Source organism: Rhizobacter koreensis, assembly GCF_013366375.1.
GTDB classification, from domain to species: Bacteria; Pseudomonadota; Gammaproteobacteria; order Burkholderiales; family Burkholderiaceae_C; genus Schlegelella_A; species Schlegelella_A koreensis.
Genome location: NZ_JABWMJ010000003.1, coordinates 507,530 through 523,161, shown reverse-complemented (window position 1 = coordinate 523,161; position 15,632 = coordinate 507,530). Strand labels below are relative to the sequence as shown.

Genomic DNA, 15,632 nt, shown 5'->3' with positions numbered 1-15,632 from the left:
CTCCCGCCGCCAGGCAGCGTCGGGGTGGCAGGCTCTGCGGCTCATGTCGCCGCGTCGAGCGCCTCTAGAATCAGGGCGTCGCGCATGTTGCAGATTGTGGCGAACCGACTCTCGGCGCGCAGCCATTCCCGGGGTCGGCAGCGTGCGCATCGCACGGTCAGGGCCATCACGCACGCACACGCTTGCACGGTCCCATCTTCCGGAACCCCATCGATGCAAGCGAACCAGTTCGACAAGAAGTCAGAGGCGTGGTCGGCGCTTTTTTCCGAGCCCATGAGCGCGCTCGTCAAGCGCTACACCGCGAGCGTGAACTTCGACCGCCGGCTCTGGCGCGCCGACATCACCGGCAGTCTCGCGCATGCGCGCATGCTCGCGGCGCAAGGCGTGCTGACGCGCGAGGACCGCGAGGCGATCGAGCGCGGCCTCGCGCAGATCACGCAGGAGATCGAGAGCGGCGCCTTCGAGTGGAAGCTCGATCTCGAGGACGTGCACCTCAACATCGAGGCACGTCTGGTGCAGCTGGTGGGCGACGCCGGCAAGCGCCTGCACACCGGCCGCTCGCGCAACGACCAGGTCGCGACCGACGTGCGGCTCTGGCTGCGCGACGAGATCACGACCATCGGCAGCCTGCTCGCCGAGTTGCAGCGCGCCTTGGTCGAGCTCGCCGCCGAGCACACCGAGACCATCCTGCCGGGCTTCACGCACCTGCAGGTTGCGCAGCCGGTGTCGTTCGGGCACCACCTGCTCGCCTACGTCGAGATGTTCGCGCGCGACGCCGAGCGCATGGCCGAAGTGCGCAGGCGCACCAACCGCCTGCCGCTCGGCGCCGCCGCACTCGCCGGCACCAGCTATCCGCTCGACCGCGAGGCGGTGGCGCGTGCGCTCGGCATGGAGGGCATCTGCCGCAACAGCATCGACGCGGTGAGCGATCGCGACTTCGCGATCGAGTTCACGTCCGCCGCCGCGCTCTGCATGGTGCACGTCTCGCGCTTGAGCGAAGAACTCGTGCTGTGGATGAGCCAGAGCTTCGGCTTCATCGACCTGGCGGACCGCTTCTGCACGGGCTCGTCGATCATGCCGCAGAAGAAGAACCCCGACGTGCCCGAGCTCGCGCGCGGCAAGACGGGCCGCGTGGTCGGCCACCTGATGGGGCTGCTCACGCTCATGAAGGGCCAGCCGCTGGCCTACAACAAGGACAACCAGGAAGACAAGGAGCCGCTGTTCGACACCGTCGACACGCTCACCGACACCCTGCGCATCTTCGTCGAGCTGGTGCCCGGCATCCGCGTCAAGCCCGAGGCGATGGAGCGCGCCGCCGCCAAGGGCTATGCCACCGCGACCGACCTCGCCGACTACCTGGTCAAGAAGGGGTTGCCGTTCCGCGACGCGCACGAGGCGGTCGCGCATGCGGTCAAGCACGCGATCGACCAGGGCGTCGAGCTCGGCGCGCTGCCGCTCGAGACGCTGCAGGGCTTTCACCGATCGATCGAAGCCGACGTGTTCGACGTGCTCACCCTGCGCGGCTCGCTCGACGCGCGCGCGGTCGCGGGCGGCACCGCGCCAGCGCAGGTGTTCGCGGCGATCGCCGCGCACCGCGAGCGGCTCGGCTGACGCCGCTAGCGCTCGGCGCGCGAACGCCGAGCGGCCTTGCGCGCGGCACGCGGCGCCGGCTGCGCGGCGACCTCGGCCACACGCGGCGCGGCGCCCACCCGTGGCGCCGGGCGCCTTCGCACGGCGTCGCTCGCGACCTCGTCGGCTCGTGAGCGCCGCGGCGCCTTCACCGGCTTCGCGGGCGTCGAGGCGTCTGCCGCCTGCATCGCCTTGGGCGCCTTCACTGGCTTGGGCGCCTTCCTTGGCTTGACCTCCGCGAGCACCCTCGCAGCGCTCGCCGGCCGCGCGCCCTCGGCCTTCTTCACCGGCACGAGCTCGGCACCGACCGCGCCATAGCGCCGTTGGCAGCGTTCGCAGAAGAAGCTGCGCCGGTTGGTCGTGCCGAGATACGCCTTGACGAACGGGATGTCGCAGCGCGGGCAGATCCGCCTGGTGTGCGCGAGCCAGTGCTGCCTGAGCACATACGCGCGCTTCCACTCGAGGAACTCGAAGCTGTAGATGCGTGCCTGCTCGACGAGCTCGGCAAGCTTCCTCGCCGGCAGCGCGCCGACAGCCGAGAGCGGGTGCACGCGAATCCGGAACAGCACCTCGTTCTTGATGATGTTGCCGACACCCGCGAACACGGTCTGGTCGAGCAGCGCGTCGCAGACCAGGGCGTCGGGCATCGCGCGCAGCTTGCGGCGCGCGATGGCCGGGTTCCACGCGGGCGACATGACGTCGCCGCTCCACTCGTACGTCTCGTCGAGCGGCCCTTCCACGAAGCGTACCGAGCAGGTGTAGAAGTTGAGCTCGCTGCCGTCGTCGAACCGGAGGCCCAGGCGCACCGGCTTGTCCTCCCTGCGCTCGTCGATGCGGTAGGTGCCGAACATCAGGAGGTGGATGCGCAGTGCGAAGCCGTCGAACTCGACGAGGAAGTGCTTGCCCCAGCTGCGCAGCGCGACGATGCGCTGGCCGACCAGACGCGAGGTGTCGATGGTCGTGTTGCCGTCGACGCTCGCGATGCGCCTGCCGGCGAACGCGGCGACCTCGTCCTTGAGGATGACGATCGACGGGCCTTCGGGCATGGGCGGGCGGCGGCATGGTGGTGGCGACGCGCCGAGCCGGCAGGGCGCGTGCCCGCCTGCGACACAATCGGCCGCGCCCTTGCCGCGACCCCGCCATGCCCCGAAGCCTCGCCTTCCGCCTTCCCGCGCGCCCGGCCGCGCGCGCCGTCGCCAGCCTGCTGCTCGCCGCCGCAGCCACGGCCCATGCAGCAGACGGCGATGAAGGCGGCGCGATCGTCGCGCCGGCGGCGCACGCGCGCATCACCTTCGAGCGCGTCAAGTTTCCGGGCAACGAGAAGGTCGGCCTCGTCGGCACCAGCTACCTGATCGACGTGCCGGCGGTCGAGGGCCTCTCGATCGGCCCCGGGGTCTACGGCGCGATCACCGGCCGGCGCGGCGGCTTCTTCACGGTGGGCGGCGAGGTGGCGTGGCGCAAGCGCCTGGTCGGACCGCTCGGCGTCGAGATCGGCTACTTCGTCGGCGGCGGGGGCGGCGGCAGCGCACCGCAGGGCGGCGGGCTCATGCTGCGTCCGCACGCCGATCTGGTGTGGGCGCTCGGCTCGCACGCGGTCGGGCTCTCGGTCTCGCAAGTGAGCTTCCCGAACGGCGACATCAAGAGCACCCAGCTCGGTCTCGTGCTCAACATCAGCGACGAGTTCCGCTTCGTGCGGCCCGACCGGCTCGACCAGCCGATCGGCAGCGGCGGTCGCGCCGGCATCGGCTTCGACCGCATCCAGCTCGTGACCGGCTTCTACCGCACGCGCCGCGCGACCGCCCTCGACGGCAGCGCACTGCCGCGCACCATCGGCATGGTGGGCATCCGCGCCGAGCAGGCCTGGGGCCCCCACGCGTACTGGGGCGTCGAGGCGATGGGTGCCGGGCAGCGCGACGTCGCCGGCTATGCCGAGTACCTGGGTACGGTCGGCTACGAATCGGAGGTGGTCCCCCACAGCGTCACGCTCGGCGGCCGCATCGCGCTCGGCATGGGCGGTGGCGGCCGCATACCGGTGGGCGGGGGCTTGCTCGCCAAGGCGTCGCTCTACGGCGTGCTGCGCCTCGGCGACGACTTCGGCCTGGCGCTCGAGGGTGGCATCGTGAGCGCCCCCAAGGGCGACCTGCGCGCGGCGAGTGCCACGGCCTCGCTGGTCTGGGCGCTCGACGGCCCGCGCAGCGCCGGCACCCCGGCGCGCCCCACACGCACCGAGTTCAGCCTCGGGGTCGAGCGCTACGACGCCGCGCGCAAGGACGGCAGCACGCGGCCGATCGACGCGGCGGTGCTCAAGGGCGATCGCTATCTCACGCCCAACCTCTACCTGACCGGCCAGGTGCACGCCGCCGTCACCGGCGGCGCCGGCGGCTACGCGTCGGCCTACATCGGCGGTGGCTGGCGCCAGCCGATCGGCTCGCGCGCCCACGTCGCCGCCGAGATGCTGGCCGGCGTCGCCGGTGGCGGCGGCATCGACAGCCGCGGTGCGGTGATCCAGCCGATGGTCTACGCGGGCTACCAGTTCACGCCGGCGTTCGGGCTGCGGGTGGGAGCCGGTCGCATCCGCGCGCTCGACGGCCCGCTCAACGCGACCGTGCTGAGCGCGCTGCTCACCGTCACTTACGGCGTCTCGAGCGGCGTCTGAGCGCCGGCGCCAGCGGAGCGACGCTCAGCGCGCGCGCAACGCGATCACCTCGCCGCTGTCGCGCTTGAGATAGAGCCGGTCTCCCGCGAGCCGCACGTCATTGCACGACGCATTGCGCGGCGTCTCGCTGCAGAGCCGGCTGCCGTCGACCTTCCAGCGACCCGACCCGTTGAAGCCGCCGCTCGCGTTGACGAAGTAGTAGCCGTTGCGACGGTACTCGAGCCGCCACGTGTCGCCGTTCGCGAGGGTGACGTCGAACGTGTTGCCGGCCAGGCGCTCGGTGAGCGCGTCGCCGGCGAGCTCGGTCGCGCCGTCCGGAAAGGCGGTCGGCGCCGCCTGGCCGAACGCCGACAGCGCCGCCAGCAGCATCGTGGACAGGACACGCAACGTCTTCATCTCGCTCTCCTCGGTGGCAGCGGCCACCCGGCGACCGCTGCGAATCAGTCTGGAGCGCGCTCCAGCGGACTTCATCCCCTCGATCGATGAGCACGACGCGCTACTCGTGCGGCCCGCTCGGCGCGCCGCAGCTCCCGCGCAGCACGCAGCGCAGCGGCGGCAGGCATGCCACGCGGGTGAGCAGCGCGCCGATGCTGGCGGCGCCGGTCTTGGCGCGCAGGCTGATGATGTGAGTGCGGATCGTCGAGAGCGCGACGCCGAGCTGACGCGCGATCTGCTTGGGCGCGACGCCGCCGGCGAGCGCCATCAGCACGCGCGTCTCGGCTCCGGTGATGCCGTGGCTGCGGCAGAAGCCGTTGATCGAGAGCGGCTCGCAGACGGCGCGCTTGCCGAGCACGACCAGGACCGCGGGAGCCTCGGCGTCGCCGAGCGCGACCGGCACCACCGCCATCGAGCTGCGGTGGGCGCCGCTGCCCAGCGTCAGCAGGCGGCGGCGGTTCTGGCGCGCCGCTTCGTCGACGGCCTGGCGCAGCAGCGCGAGGTCGGCGGGGCTGCGCGCCTCGAGCGCGCCGCGCGCGATCAGCAGCGGGTGATGATCGTCGAGCGCGCTGCGCGCCGCGTGGTTGATCGTCGCGATGCGCGCGCCGCCGTCGACCAGCAGCACGATGCCGTAGTCGATCTCGTCGAGCACCGCGACGAGGGCGTGCGCGAGCAGCGCGGCGTCGAGGCTGCCGCGGTGCGGCGGCAGCCTGCGTTCGGCTTCGCCGCGGCGCGTGGCCAGCTCGGGAAGCGCGTCGGTGAGTTCCGTGTCCAGCATGATCGTCATCCCGTCGGTTGCGGCGTGCAGACCACCTGCACGACGCTCCGACGGTAGGAATCGCGACCCACGCTGCCACGTGAACTTGCGTGATCCGGAATTGGCAATATTCACGGCCGCGCACCAGAATCGGCCGGTGCGCGCGCCTCCCGTGACACCCGCCGTACTTGGCGACGAGCTGCTCCGCGAGATCGCGGGCCAGGGCGGCGTGCGGCACTTTCCCGCGAACGCCGTCCTCATCAACGAGGGCGACGCCAGCGACTCGCTCTACATCCTGCTGAGCGGCCGGGTGAAGGTGTACTCGACGAGTGCCGAGGGCAAGGAGATCGTCATCACGGCGCACGGTGCCGGCGAGTACGTGGGCGAGCTCGCGCTCGACGGCGGCCTGCGGAGCGCGTCGGTGATGACGCTCGAGCCGACCACCTGCTCGGTGGTCACCGCCGGCAACCTGCGCCGCTTCATCGACGCCCATCCCGACTTCGCGCACCACCTCATCCTCAAGCTGATCCGGCGCGTGCGCCAGGCCACCGACAGCGTGAAGAGCCTCGCCCTGCAGGACGTCTACGGGCGTGTGGTCCAGTTCCTCTACCAGGAGTCGACCGAGGTCGACGGCGTGCGCACGCTGAACGAGCCGCTCACCCAGCAGCAGATCGCCGAGCGCGTCGGCTCGTCGCGCGAGATGGTGAGCCGCATCCTCAAGGACCTGCGCGCCGGCGGCTACGTGTCGCAGACCCGGGGGCGCCTCACGATCGAGCGCAAGCTGCCGGCGGCCTGGTAGGCCGACCCGCGCGAAGGCGCCCGGCCCGCCGCGAGGCGGGCCGGGCGCCGTTCGCCGTTGGCGCGCTGGACGCGACGTCGCGGCGACGCTCAGCGCGACACGCCGGCGAACAGGGTGCCGGCGGGACGCATCGCGTACGGCACGTCGACCGGACCGGCGCCGTCGCCTTCGCCGGCAGCGATCAGGCTGCCGTTGGCGCGCGCTTCCAGGACCTCCTGCTTCACCGCGTCGCGGCTGCGCGAGATGCCGGCCGGTGCGGTCACGACCGGCCAGTCGAAGTCGCCGGCCGGCTGCAGGGTGCCGTCGGCACGCGCGGCGATGACTTCGGCGTTGACCTGGTCGCGGGTCGGACCTTCGGGTGCCGCGGCCTCGTCGGCGGCGCGACTGGGTGCGGCGACGGCGATGCCGATCGCCGCGGCGAGAACGGACTTGATGGCGATGCGAACGGTGCTCATGACTTGCTCCTCGAGTGGATCGGCCCGGGCGTTGCAACCTCGGGTCGCCGGCCGATCGGTCGGCATCGCCAATCTAGAGAGCAGGGGCGCGTCACGCCCGTGCGCAATCCGCAGCCCAAAAGTGACGGATTCACATCGGGTGGCGCACCGCCCTCGCCTGAGAGCCATGCGCGAACCGCGGCGCTCGGCGCCCCCAGGCGCCGCTGCCGGTCGGACGCTCAGCCGCGCGGCGTCGTTACTTCGAAGGGCGCGCGGTAGAGCCAGAGCGGCCGGCCGTCGGCGCAGGTCATCGCGTGCGCGGGCGTGAAGGCCGGCAGCTCGAACTCGAGGCTCACCAGCCACGCGCCCGGGCGCAGCTCGGCGCTCGCCTTGGCGACGAGGCGCGCGGCGCTTTCCGGGCGCTGGAACGCGTAGACGAGGTCGAACCCCGACCAGTCGCCCTCCCACATGTCGCCGCGCCGCACGTGCGCGAAGCGGCAGCGCAGGCGCGTGATCAGCGCGAGCAAGGGGCTCCACTCGACCCCGGTCAGGCGCGCGTGCGGGTACTCGCGCGCGAGCTCCACGAGGCCGTGGCCGAGGCCGCAGCCGACGTCGAGCACCGCGGCACCGGGGCGCAGACGGGCACGCCGGCCGAGGCCGCGCAGCGCGCCGCCCGGCGTCGGAAAGAGCGGCGCGTCGCGCCATGCCGTGACCGGATAGACGAGGGCCAGCGCGACGAGCGGCAGCAGCCACGCCCACGCCGCAAGCGTGCCGGCCAGGCCCGATGCGGCGAGCGACACCGGAAAGCCGCCGGCGAGCAGCGCCCGCCGCGCGGTCGACCTGGCCTGCGCGGCCGCCGCGACGCCGACCAGCGCCGCCGCAGCGAACGCGAGCACGGCCGGCGCGCCGCAGGCCGCGAGCGCGGCGAACGCGGCCCAGCACGCGCTCCACGCCAGCAGCGCGGGCAGCGGCCACGGCAGCCTGCGAGCGACGCCGTGCAGCGCGGCTCCGGCACCCATCGCGTGATCCTCGTCGGTCAGTAGTCGCGCAGCTTGACGCGCAGGCGCGCGATCGACTGGCTGTGCAACTGGCAGACGCGCGACTCGGTGACCTTGAGCACCGCCGCGATCTCCTTGAGGTTCATGTCGTGCTCGTAGTACATGCTCATCACGTACTGCTCGCGCTCCGGAAGGTGCTTGATCGCCTCGATCAGCGCCTCGCGCATGCGGTGGTCCTGCAGCTGCGCGAGCGGGTTGGCGCCCTCGTCCGCGACGTGGCGGTCGAGGAAGTCGTTGTCGCCGTCGGCACCGGCCATGTCCTCGAGGTAGACGAGCTGGGTGCCGCGCACCTTGCCGAGCAGCTCCTGGTAGTCGGCGACCGAGAGGCCCATCTCCTTGGCGATCTCGCTCTCGATCGGCGCACGGCCGAGCTTCTGCTCGAGCTTCTGCACCGCGACCTCGATCGAGCGCTGCTGCTTGCGCGTTCCGCGCGACAGGTAGTCGTTGCCGCGCAGCTCGTCGAGCATGGCGCCGCGGATGCGCTGCGTCGCGAAGGTCTCGAACTGCACGCCCTGCGCCGCGTCGAATCGCGACAGCGCGTCGGCGAGGCCGATCATGCCGACCTGGATGAGATCGTCGATCTCCACGTTGGCGGGCAGCTTCGCGATCATCTGGTGAGCGAGGCGCCTCACGAGCGAGCTGTACTCCTTCAACGTCGAGTTGAGGTCCAGCCGGCCTTTGGCGGTGTACATAGAAGCGCTCCGGGGTATCACGTTGAAGCCCAATTCGAAGTGCGGGCTGGCGCCACGTCGAGCGGGCCGTGCAGGCTCGTCTCGAACGCGGCGGGCCGCGGGGTGGAGAGATCGAAGGCAGGTTCGATGCGCGTGCGGACGAGGCGTCGCAGCGCGTCGGGCGGTGCCGCGGTCGCCGGCAGCGCCGGATCGACGCGCGCGGAGGAACGCAGCACCGCGCCGAGGAAGTCGTCGGCGCACGTCGCGAGCTGCGCCGCGATGCGGTCGGCACGCGGCGAGCTCGTCGCCGCGCCGAGCAGCAGGTCGAACACGACCCAGCTCGCGCGCTGCGTCAGCAGCTTCATCGCGGCGAAGGCGTGCGTCACGCTCGACGGATGGTCGTCGGCGAGCAGCAGCGGGCACACCGGCTCGGGGTCGGGGCGACGCTGCAGCATGCGGCAGAGGTCCGACGCGCCGGCGTGCAGCAGGATCACGTTGCAGCGCGGTGCCGCCTCGATGACCTGCGACACGAACGCCTGCGTCGAGCCGGCGGCGTCGACGTAGCGCAGCGGCAGGCCCCGGGCAGCGAGATACGACACGTGCTTCGAGAGCCGCTCGACGCACGCCGCGAGGTCGATCAGTGCGAGCTCGTTCGGCGTGCCGGCGCGCTCGCCGGCGTCGACCACCAGCGTGTGCAGGCCGTGCTCGCCGAACGCCGTGCAGAGGCGCTCGAGCAGTGCGCCGCCCGACCCGACGTGCGGGTTGGCGACCACCGGCACGATGCGCGCCTGCGCCTGCGAGTTCGCGAACAGGCGGCGCAACCCGGCGGCCTGGTCGAGCGGAACGGGGCGGGAGAAGCTCATGCGAAGCGGGAAACGAAGCTCGTGATGACGGCGATCGCTCAGCCGCCGAACGCGCCGGCCGGCTCGGTCGGGCGCGGCGCCGCGAAGATCAGGTTGACGTCGCTGGCGTCGAGGCGATAGGCGCTGCCGCCGCCGCCGCGCAGCGCGCGCTGCACCAGCGCGTTGGCGGACAGGCGGTGCCAGTCTTCCGGCACGCGCTGACCGTTGGCGACGCCGACGACACGCGCCTTGTGGCGGATCAGGGCGTCGAGTGCCGGGCCGAGCTTGACCGCCTCGTCGAGCTTGGACAGCACGACCGCGCGGCACGCCGCGGCGCGATACGCGACCAGCACGTCCTCGATCGTCTCGCCCTGCGACGCGGCGTTCAGCACCAGCAGCTTCTGGATCGAGCGGTGCGTGAGCATGTCGAGCAGCTCGCGGGTCCGGCTGTCGCGCTGCGCCATGCCGGCGGTGTCGATCAGCACCATCTTCTTGCCGGCGAGCAGCTCGAGCAGGTCCTCGAGCGAGGCGCGGTCGTGCGCGGTGTGCACCGGCACGCCGAGGATGCGGCCGTAGGCGCGCAGCTGCTCGTGGGCACCGACGCGATAGGCGTCGAGCGTGATGAGGCCGAGGTTGGCGGCGCCGTACTTGGTGGCGAACGCGGCCGCGATCTTGGCGGTGCTGGTGGTCTTGCCGACACCGGTCGGTCCGACCAATGCGTAGACGCCGCCCTGGTCCTCGAGCGCGCTCTCGTGCTCGCCGGTCAGCAGGTTGCGCTCGAGGATGCCGGCGACCCAGCTCGACTCGTCGCTGATCTCGGCCGGCATGCCTTCGGCGATCTTGCGGATCAGCGCGGGCGAGAAGCCGCAGTCGAGGAGCTTCTGCGTGAGGCGCGCCTGCGCCGGCTGGCGCTGGAGCTTCTCCATGAACGCGAGGGCGCCGAAGCGCTCCTCGATGAGGCCGCGCATCGAACGCAGCTCGTTGATCATCTCCGACTGGTCCAGGCGCGACGGCGCGGGCGCGGCGAACGGCGCGCCGGCAGGCTGCGGCGCCAGCGGCGGCAGCTCGTCGGCGAGCTTGGGGCCGAGCTGGATCTGGTCGGCCGACGGCACGATGTCGCGCAGCATCACGTGCGCGGCCGGCGTGTGGGGCGCGCTGCGCTCGCTCATGCGCTGCTCGAGTGCGCTGCCGGTCTCGGCCGCGGCGTCGACGCTGCGGAGCGCCGACTGCAGCAGGGCCTGCGGCGATGCCTCGGCCGCCGGCTCGACCGCGTCGGCGACCACCGCGCGCAGCGGCTTGGCGGCCGGCGCGGCCGGCGCTGCCGGTGCGGGCTCGGCGCTGCGGGCATTCGGGTTCAGCGCAGCCTGGCGCCGCTTCAGCATGCGGGTCCGCACGTAATCCTGGAACGACAGCGTGCTCATCTCGAGTTTGGAGACGTCCTCGTCGACGCTCGGCGCCGCCGCTTCGGGCGCGCCCATCGACGGCGGCTCCGTGCGCGCGACGCGGGCGGCGAACGCCTCGCTGCGCGACGGGTTCGCCTTCAGGGCTTCGGCAGCGAGCGCCGCCGGCGTGCGCGGCTGTGGGCTCGGCGCCGCAACGGGTGCGGCAGCCGGTGCCGCCGGCTCGGCGCTGGTCGGGGTCAGCGTGCCGGCCATGCGCTCGATGTCGCGCAGGCCTTCCGGCGCCATCGCGACGATCTCGACGCCGCCGCCGGCCAGCGGCTTGTTCGACAGCACGACGGCGTCGTCGCCGAACTCCTGGCGCACCAGCGCCATCGCGTCGCGCGTCGACTTGGCGCTGAATCGCTTGAGGTTCATGCCGACGCTCCTTCAGCCATGGCGGCCCCGCCGAGGGGGTGCGGACGTTGTTGCGAAACGTGGGTCATGGATTCGCTCCGATGATCGAGCCGATGCGGATCGAGTGGGTCTCGGGGATCTCGCTGTGCGAGAGGACCTTCAGGCGCGGTGCGGCGCGCTTGAGGAGGCGCGCCATCGGCGCGCGGATCGCGTCCGGGACCAGCAGGCACGCGGGGTGGCCGAGGTCTTCCTGACGCTTGGAGGAGTCGGCGGCGCTGCGCGCCAGCACGTCGGCGACGCCCGGGTCGAGCGCCGCGCCGTGCGGCGAGTTGAAGGCCTGCGTGACCAGCCGCTCGAGCTCGGGCTCGAGGGCGATCACGTCGAGCTCCTTCACCGGCCCGTAGATCTCCTGGACGATCGAGGGCGCCAGGTGCACGCGGATGCGGCGCGCCAGCTCGGACGGGTCGGTGACCGTCGCCGCATGCTCGGCCAGGCACTCGACGATCGAGCGCATGTCGCGGATGTGGACACCTTCCTCGAGCAGCAACTGCAGCACCTTTTGCAACGCGGCGATACCGACCATCTTGGGAACCACGTCCTCGATCAGCTTGGGGGCCAGCTTCGTCACGTGTTCGACGAGCTGCTGGGTCTCGACGCGGCCGAGCAAACGGGCCGCATGGAGCTGCATCAAGTGTGAGAGATGGGTCGCCACGACGGTCGAGCAATCAACGACCGTAAATCCGGCCATCTGTGCGCTCTCGCGCTGCCCTTCCTCGATCCACACCGCCGGCAGGCCGAACGCCGGATCGGTGGTCGAGGTGCCGATCAGCTGCATCGACGCCCCTCCGGGGTTGATCGCGAGCAGCATGCCCGGATAGGCGTCGCCTTCGCCGACCACCGCGCCGCGCAGCGTGATGCGGTAGCCGCTCGGCTTGAGCTCGAGGTTGTCGCGAATGTGCACCGGCGGCGGCAGGAAGCCGACGTCCTGCGCGAACTTGCGGCGCACGCCCTTGATGCGCGCCAGCAGGTCGCCTTCGCGCGCCTTGTCGACCAGCGCGATCAGGCGGTAGCCGACCTCGAGGCCGAGCGTGTCGACCGGCTGCAGGTCGTCCCAGCTCGCCTCGGCATTCGGCTCGACGACCGGCGCGGGCGGCGGCGGCGCAACCTTGGCGGCCTCGGCGCGCTTCTTCGCGCTCCAGGCGGCGTAGCCCATCGCGCCGCCCACCGCCAGGAACACGAGGTGCGGCATGCCGGGGATCAGGCCGAGCGCGATCAGCACGCCGGCGGTGATCGCCAGCGAGCGCGGCGACGAGAACACCTGCTTGCCGATCTGGCTGCCGACGTCGGTGTCCTTGCCGACGCGCGAGACCACCATCGCCGCCGCCACCGAGATCAGCAGCGCCGGCACCTGGGCGACCAGCGCGTCGCCGACCGCGAGCAGGATGTAGCTGTTGGCGGCCTGCGAGGCGCTGAGGTCGTGCTGCAGCACGCCGATCACGAAGCCGCCGATGATGTTGATGAAGAGGATCAGCAGGCCCGCCATGGCGTCGCCGCGCACGTACTTGCTGGCACCGTCCATCGACCCGAAGAACTCGGCCTCGTCGCCGACCTCGGCGCGCCGGCGCTTGGCTTCCTTCTCGTCGATGAGGCCGGCGTTCATGTCGGCGTCGATCGCCATCTGCTTGCCGGGCATCGCGTCGAGCGTGAAGCGCGCGCCCACCTCGGCGATGCGCTCGGCGCCCTTGGTCACCACGACGAAGTTGATGACGACGAGGATCGCGAACACGATCAGGCCGACCGCGAAGTTGCCGCCGATCAGGAAGTGGCCGAACGACTCGATCACCGCGCCGGCGGCACCGGCGCCGGTGTGGCCCTCGAGCAGCACGACGCGCGTCGAGGCCACGTTGAGCGACAGGCGCAGCAGCGTGGTCAGCAGGATCACCGCGGGGAACGCGGCGAAGTCGAGCGGCCGCACCATGTACGCCGCGACCATCATTACCATCAGCGCCATCGCGATGTTGAAGGTGAACAGCAGGTCGAGCGCGAACGGCGGCAGCGGCAGCACCATCATCGCGAGGATCATCACGACGACGAGCGGCGCCATCAGCGCGCGGATCGACTTCGCGTTCGGGCCCAGCAGGCCCTGGATGCGCTGCAGCATCGGGTTCATCGGTCAGCCTCGTGGAACGGGTCGTCGACCGGCGGGCCCTTCTTGGGGCTGGCGTGCGGGTCGAGCTCGCGCGGCACCTCGAGCTCGGGCAGCTCGCCCGGCATCGGCACGCGGCCGGCAAGCGCGGCGCGCAGCTGGTAGACGTAGGCGAGCACCTGGGCGACCGCCGCGAACAGCGCCGCCGGGATCTCCTTGTCGAGCTCGGCGTGGGCGTAGAGCGCCCGCGCGAGCGCCGGCGCCTGCAGCACCGGAACCTCGGACGCCTTGGCGAGGTCGCGAATCTTCATCGCCAGCAGGTCGGCGCCCTTGGCGACCACCTTCGGCGCGGCCATCGAGCCGTCCTCGTACTTCAGCGCGACCGCGTAGTGGGTCGGGTTCATGACGACCAGGTCGGCCTGCGGAACCGCGGCCATCATGCGTTTCTTGCTCATCTCGCGCATGCGCGCGCGCACCTTCGACTTGACCTCGGCGTTGCCCTCGAGCTCCTTGTGCTCCTGCTTGACTTCCTGGTGGCTCATCTTGAGCTTGTTCGCGTGCAGCCACTTCTGCAGCGGCGCGTCGGCGAGCGCGAAGAGGCCGAGCGCGATGAGAGGCAGCGCCATGCCGCCGAGCAGCGTGTCGGCGGCACTGCCGATCGCCGCCGGCAGCGGCATCGCGAGCACGCCCGCGAACGCGTCGATGTGGCTCTTGAGATAGAAGCCGCCGATCGAGCCGACGATCAGCGTGAGCACCGTCGCCTTGAGCGCGTCGACCATCTGCTTCGTCGAGACCAGGCGGCCGATGCCGGCGAGCGGGTTGAGGGTGCCGAGGTTCGGCATCATCGGCTTGAAGGTCCAGGTCCAGCCGCCGATCGCGAGGCCCGCGGCGATCGCCGCGATCGCCATCGCGACGCCGAACGGCAGCACCACCGCGAGCAGCGCGAGCGTGCTGTCGAGCAGGCGGTCGGCCATGAAGCCCGGGTCGTGGACCGCGGCACGGTCGAAGTGCAGCGCCTGCATCAGAAACCGCTTGAGCGCCGCCGCGATCGTCGGCAGCACCGCGACCAGCACCACGCCGCCGACAGCGACCGCAACGAAGTGCCCGAGGTCGCGCGAGCGCGCGACCTGGCCGTCCTCGCGCGCCTTGTCGAGCTTGCGTTGTGACGCCGGTAACTGGCGGTCTTGGGAGGAAGATTCGGACATGGCGACGCGCAGCGGGGCGCATCGCCATTGTTCGAGTTCGGGCCGGAAACTTGAGCCGGATAAGCGCCGGGAAGACCGGCCTGTTCGGCGCCGGACCGCCGATGCGGCCGCACGAGGCGGCCTGGGCGACGGCGGCGCTCCCGCGCCGCTCCGGGATCAGCGCGTCGAGGTGCGGATCAGCGCCGCCGGCTCGGTGGTTGCGCCGTCGGGCGTCACCGAGAGCGGCCGCAGCAGCCGGTCCTCGGCCTCGCGGTTCATCACGATGATGCTGATGCGCCGGTTGATCGGGCTCGTGGGATCGTTCGGTTCGAACAGCAGGCTCGACGCGAGCCCCTGCACCAGCAGCATGCGCTCGGCGGGCAGCCCGCCGGCGATCAGCTCGCGGCGCGAGGCGTTGGCGCGATCGCTCGAGAGCTCCCAGTTGCTGTAGCCGAGCGGCCCGTTGCCGAACGGTTGCGCGTCGGTGTGGCCCTCGAGCGTGATGCGGTTGGGCACCTCGATCAGCACCTCGCCGATGTCGCGCAGGAGCTCGCGCATGTAGGGCTTTACGATCGCGCTGCCGCTGTCGAACATCGGCCGGTTCTGGTCGTCGACGATCTGGATGCGCAGCCCGTCGGGCGTCATGTCGAGCCGGATCTGCGATTCGAGCGTCGCGAGCTTGGGCGACTTGCCGATCGCGTCGCGCACGCGCTCCTTGAGCGCCTCGAGCCGCTCCATCTCGGCGCGCCGCTGCTCTTCCTTCAGCGACTTGAGGTTGATGATCTTGCGGGTCGACGGCACCTCGCCGTTCTTCACCTGGCCGGTGCTGCGCGAGAGATCGGTGCCGCCGCCGCGGATGACGTGCGACGAGTCGCCCGAGCCGCTGCCGCCGAGCAGCGACACCTTGAGCGGCGCATTGAAGAAGTCGGCGATGCCCTTCTTGTCGCCCTCGGTCGTCGAGCCGAGCAGCCACATCAGCAGGAAGAACGCCATCATCGCCGTCACGAAGTCGGCATACGCGATCTTCCAGGCGCCGCCATGGTGACCATGGCCGCCCTTCTTGACGCGCTTGATGATGATCGGCTGGAGCTTCTTGGAATCGCCGGCCATGACCTATCGGCTCCTCGCTTGCGCGCTGGTGGCAGAGGCGGAGGCGGGCGGCGGGTAGCCGATTTCCTCCATGTCCTCCGGCGAGCCCCACAAGTGGGCCTCGCCTCCCCCTTTA

14 protein-coding genes are annotated in these 15,632 nt (G+C 71.5%); 3 read left to right on the top strand and 11 right to left on the bottom strand.

The features are described 5' to 3' along the window. Positions 1-213: 213 nt before the first annotated feature. The gene (gene argH / locus HQN59_RS09310; RefSeq protein ID WP_176068385.1) at positions 214-1,611 is read left to right on the top strand and encodes an argininosuccinate lyase; all 1,398 of its coding nucleotides are present in this window, start codon (positions 214-216) and stop codon (positions 1,609-1,611) included. 5 nt (positions 1,612-1,616) lie between these two features. On the opposite strand, the gene HQN59_RS09305 is transcribed toward argH, so the two are convergent. Beyond that, positions 1,617-2,675: a DNA-formamidopyrimidine glycosylase family protein gene (locus HQN59_RS09305; RefSeq protein WP_176068383.1), complete on the bottom strand. Its 1,059-nt coding sequence runs from the start codon at positions 2,673-2,675 to the stop codon at positions 1,617-1,619. A gap of 95 nt (positions 2,676-2,770) precedes the next feature. Here HQN59_RS09305 and HQN59_RS09300 point away from each other — a divergent pair, with 95 nt between their 5' ends. Beyond that, positions 2,771-4,285 (top strand): hypothetical protein, encoded by a 1,515-nt coding sequence (locus HQN59_RS09300; RefSeq protein WP_176068381.1) that lies wholly within the window; start codon positions 2,771-2,773, stop codon positions 4,283-4,285. A gap of 24 nt (positions 4,286-4,309) precedes the next feature. Here the strand turns inward: HQN59_RS09300 and HQN59_RS09295 are convergent, their stop codons facing one another. Beyond that, entirely contained in the window at positions 4,310-4,681 is a 372-nt protein-coding gene (locus tag HQN59_RS09295; protein ID WP_176068379.1) for a hypothetical protein, read from the bottom strand. Positions 4,682-4,781: 100 nt separating this feature from the next. Continuing rightward, entirely contained in the window at positions 4,782-5,507 is a 726-nt protein-coding gene (locus HQN59_RS09290; protein WP_246294779.1) for a helix-turn-helix transcriptional regulator, read from the bottom strand. 127 nt (positions 5,508-5,634) lie between these two features. Between HQN59_RS09290 and HQN59_RS09285 the strand changes: the two genes are divergently transcribed. Further along, positions 5,635-6,276: a cyclic nucleotide-binding domain-containing protein gene (locus HQN59_RS09285; RefSeq protein WP_176068377.1), complete on the top strand. Its 642-nt coding sequence runs from the start codon at positions 5,635-5,637 to the stop codon at positions 6,274-6,276. A gap of 89 nt (positions 6,277-6,365) precedes the next feature. On the opposite strand, the gene HQN59_RS09280 is transcribed toward HQN59_RS09285, so the two are convergent. The 8 genes from HQN59_RS09280 to motB all read right to left on the bottom strand — a co-directional run bounded on the left by HQN59_RS09280 (position 6,366) and on the right by motB (position 15,517). Then, positions 6,366-6,731 (bottom strand): DUF4148 domain-containing protein, encoded by a 366-nt coding sequence (locus HQN59_RS09280; RefSeq protein WP_176068375.1) that lies wholly within the window; start codon positions 6,729-6,731, stop codon positions 6,366-6,368. Between the two features lie 218 nt (positions 6,732-6,949). Then, on the bottom strand, positions 6,950-7,729 hold the full coding sequence (locus tag HQN59_RS09275) for a class I SAM-dependent methyltransferase (protein WP_176068373.1): 780 nt from the start codon (positions 7,727-7,729) through the stop codon (positions 6,950-6,952). 17 nt (positions 7,730-7,746) lie between these two features. Next, entirely contained in the window at positions 7,747-8,460 is a 714-nt protein-coding gene (locus HQN59_RS09270; protein WP_176068371.1) for an RNA polymerase sigma factor FliA, read from the bottom strand. Positions 8,461-8,477: 17 nt separating this feature from the next. Beyond that, the gene (locus HQN59_RS09265; protein ID WP_176068369.1) at positions 8,478-9,302 is read right to left on the bottom strand and encodes a flagellar biosynthesis protein; all 825 of its coding nucleotides are present in this window, start codon (positions 9,300-9,302) and stop codon (positions 8,478-8,480) included. A 38-nt stretch (positions 9,303-9,340) separates the two neighbouring features. After that, positions 9,341-11,098, bottom strand: coding sequence for a flagellar biosynthesis GTPase FlhF (flhF, locus tag HQN59_RS09260; protein ID WP_176068367.1), 1,758 nt, complete (start codon positions 11,096-11,098; stop codon positions 9,341-9,343). Between the two features lie 64 nt (positions 11,099-11,162). Then, on the bottom strand, positions 11,163-13,238 hold the full coding sequence (gene flhA, locus HQN59_RS09255; RefSeq protein WP_425342705.1) for a flagellar biosynthesis protein FlhA: 2,076 nt from the start codon (positions 13,236-13,238) through the stop codon (positions 11,163-11,165). Between the two features lie 5 nt (positions 13,239-13,243). Beyond that, on the bottom strand, positions 13,244-14,428 hold the full coding sequence (gene flhB / locus HQN59_RS09250; protein ID WP_176068363.1) for a flagellar biosynthesis protein FlhB: 1,185 nt from the start codon (positions 14,426-14,428) through the stop codon (positions 13,244-13,246). 156 nt (positions 14,429-14,584) lie between these two features. Next, entirely contained in the window at positions 14,585-15,517 is a 933-nt protein-coding gene (gene motB / locus HQN59_RS09245) for a flagellar motor protein MotB (RefSeq protein WP_176068361.1), read from the bottom strand. Positions 15,518-15,632 lie beyond the last annotated feature (115 nt).

Excerpts from the sequence above, each read along its gene's own strand:
- HQN59_RS09265 (WP_176068369.1), bottom strand. The coding sequence starts at position 9,302 with ATGAGCTTCTCCCGCCCCGTTCCGCTCGACCAGGCCGCCGGGTTGCGC.
- HQN59_RS09305 (WP_176068383.1), bottom strand. The coding sequence starts at position 2,675 with ATGCCCGAAGGCCCGTCGATCGTCATCCTCAAGGACGAGGTCGCCGCG.
- argH (WP_176068385.1), top strand. The coding sequence starts at position 214 with ATGCAAGCGAACCAGTTCGACAAGAAGTCAGAGGCGTGGTCGGCGCTT.
- HQN59_RS09280 (WP_176068375.1), bottom strand. The coding sequence starts at position 6,731 with ATGAGCACCGTTCGCATCGCCATCAAGTCCGTTCTCGCCGCGGCGATC.
- motB (WP_176068361.1), bottom strand. The coding sequence starts at position 15,517 with ATGGCCGGCGATTCCAAGAAGCTCCAGCCGATCATCATCAAGCGCGTC.
- HQN59_RS09295 (WP_176068379.1), bottom strand. The coding sequence starts at position 4,681 with ATGAAGACGTTGCGTGTCCTGTCCACGATGCTGCTGGCGGCGCTGTCG.
- flhA (WP_425342705.1), bottom strand. The coding sequence starts at position 13,238 with ATGCTGCAGCGCATCCAGGGCCTGCTGGGCCCGAACGCGAAGTCGATC.
- flhB (WP_176068363.1), bottom strand. The coding sequence starts at position 14,428 with ATGTCCGAATCTTCCTCCCAAGACCGCCAGTTACCGGCGTCACAACGC.
- HQN59_RS09300 (WP_176068381.1), top strand. The coding sequence starts at position 2,771 with ATGCCCCGAAGCCTCGCCTTCCGCCTTCCCGCGCGCCCGGCCGCGCGC.
- HQN59_RS09290 (WP_246294779.1), bottom strand. The coding sequence starts at position 5,507 with ATGACGATCATGCTGGACACGGAACTCACCGACGCGCTTCCCGAGCTG.
- HQN59_RS09270 (WP_176068371.1), bottom strand. The coding sequence starts at position 8,460 with ATGTACACCGCCAAAGGCCGGCTGGACCTCAACTCGACGTTGAAGGAG.
- flhF (WP_176068367.1), bottom strand. The coding sequence starts at position 11,098 with ATGAACCTCAAGCGATTCAGCGCCAAGTCGACGCGCGACGCGATGGCG.
- HQN59_RS09275 (WP_176068373.1), bottom strand. The coding sequence starts at position 7,729 with ATGGGTGCCGGAGCCGCGCTGCACGGCGTCGCTCGCAGGCTGCCGTGG.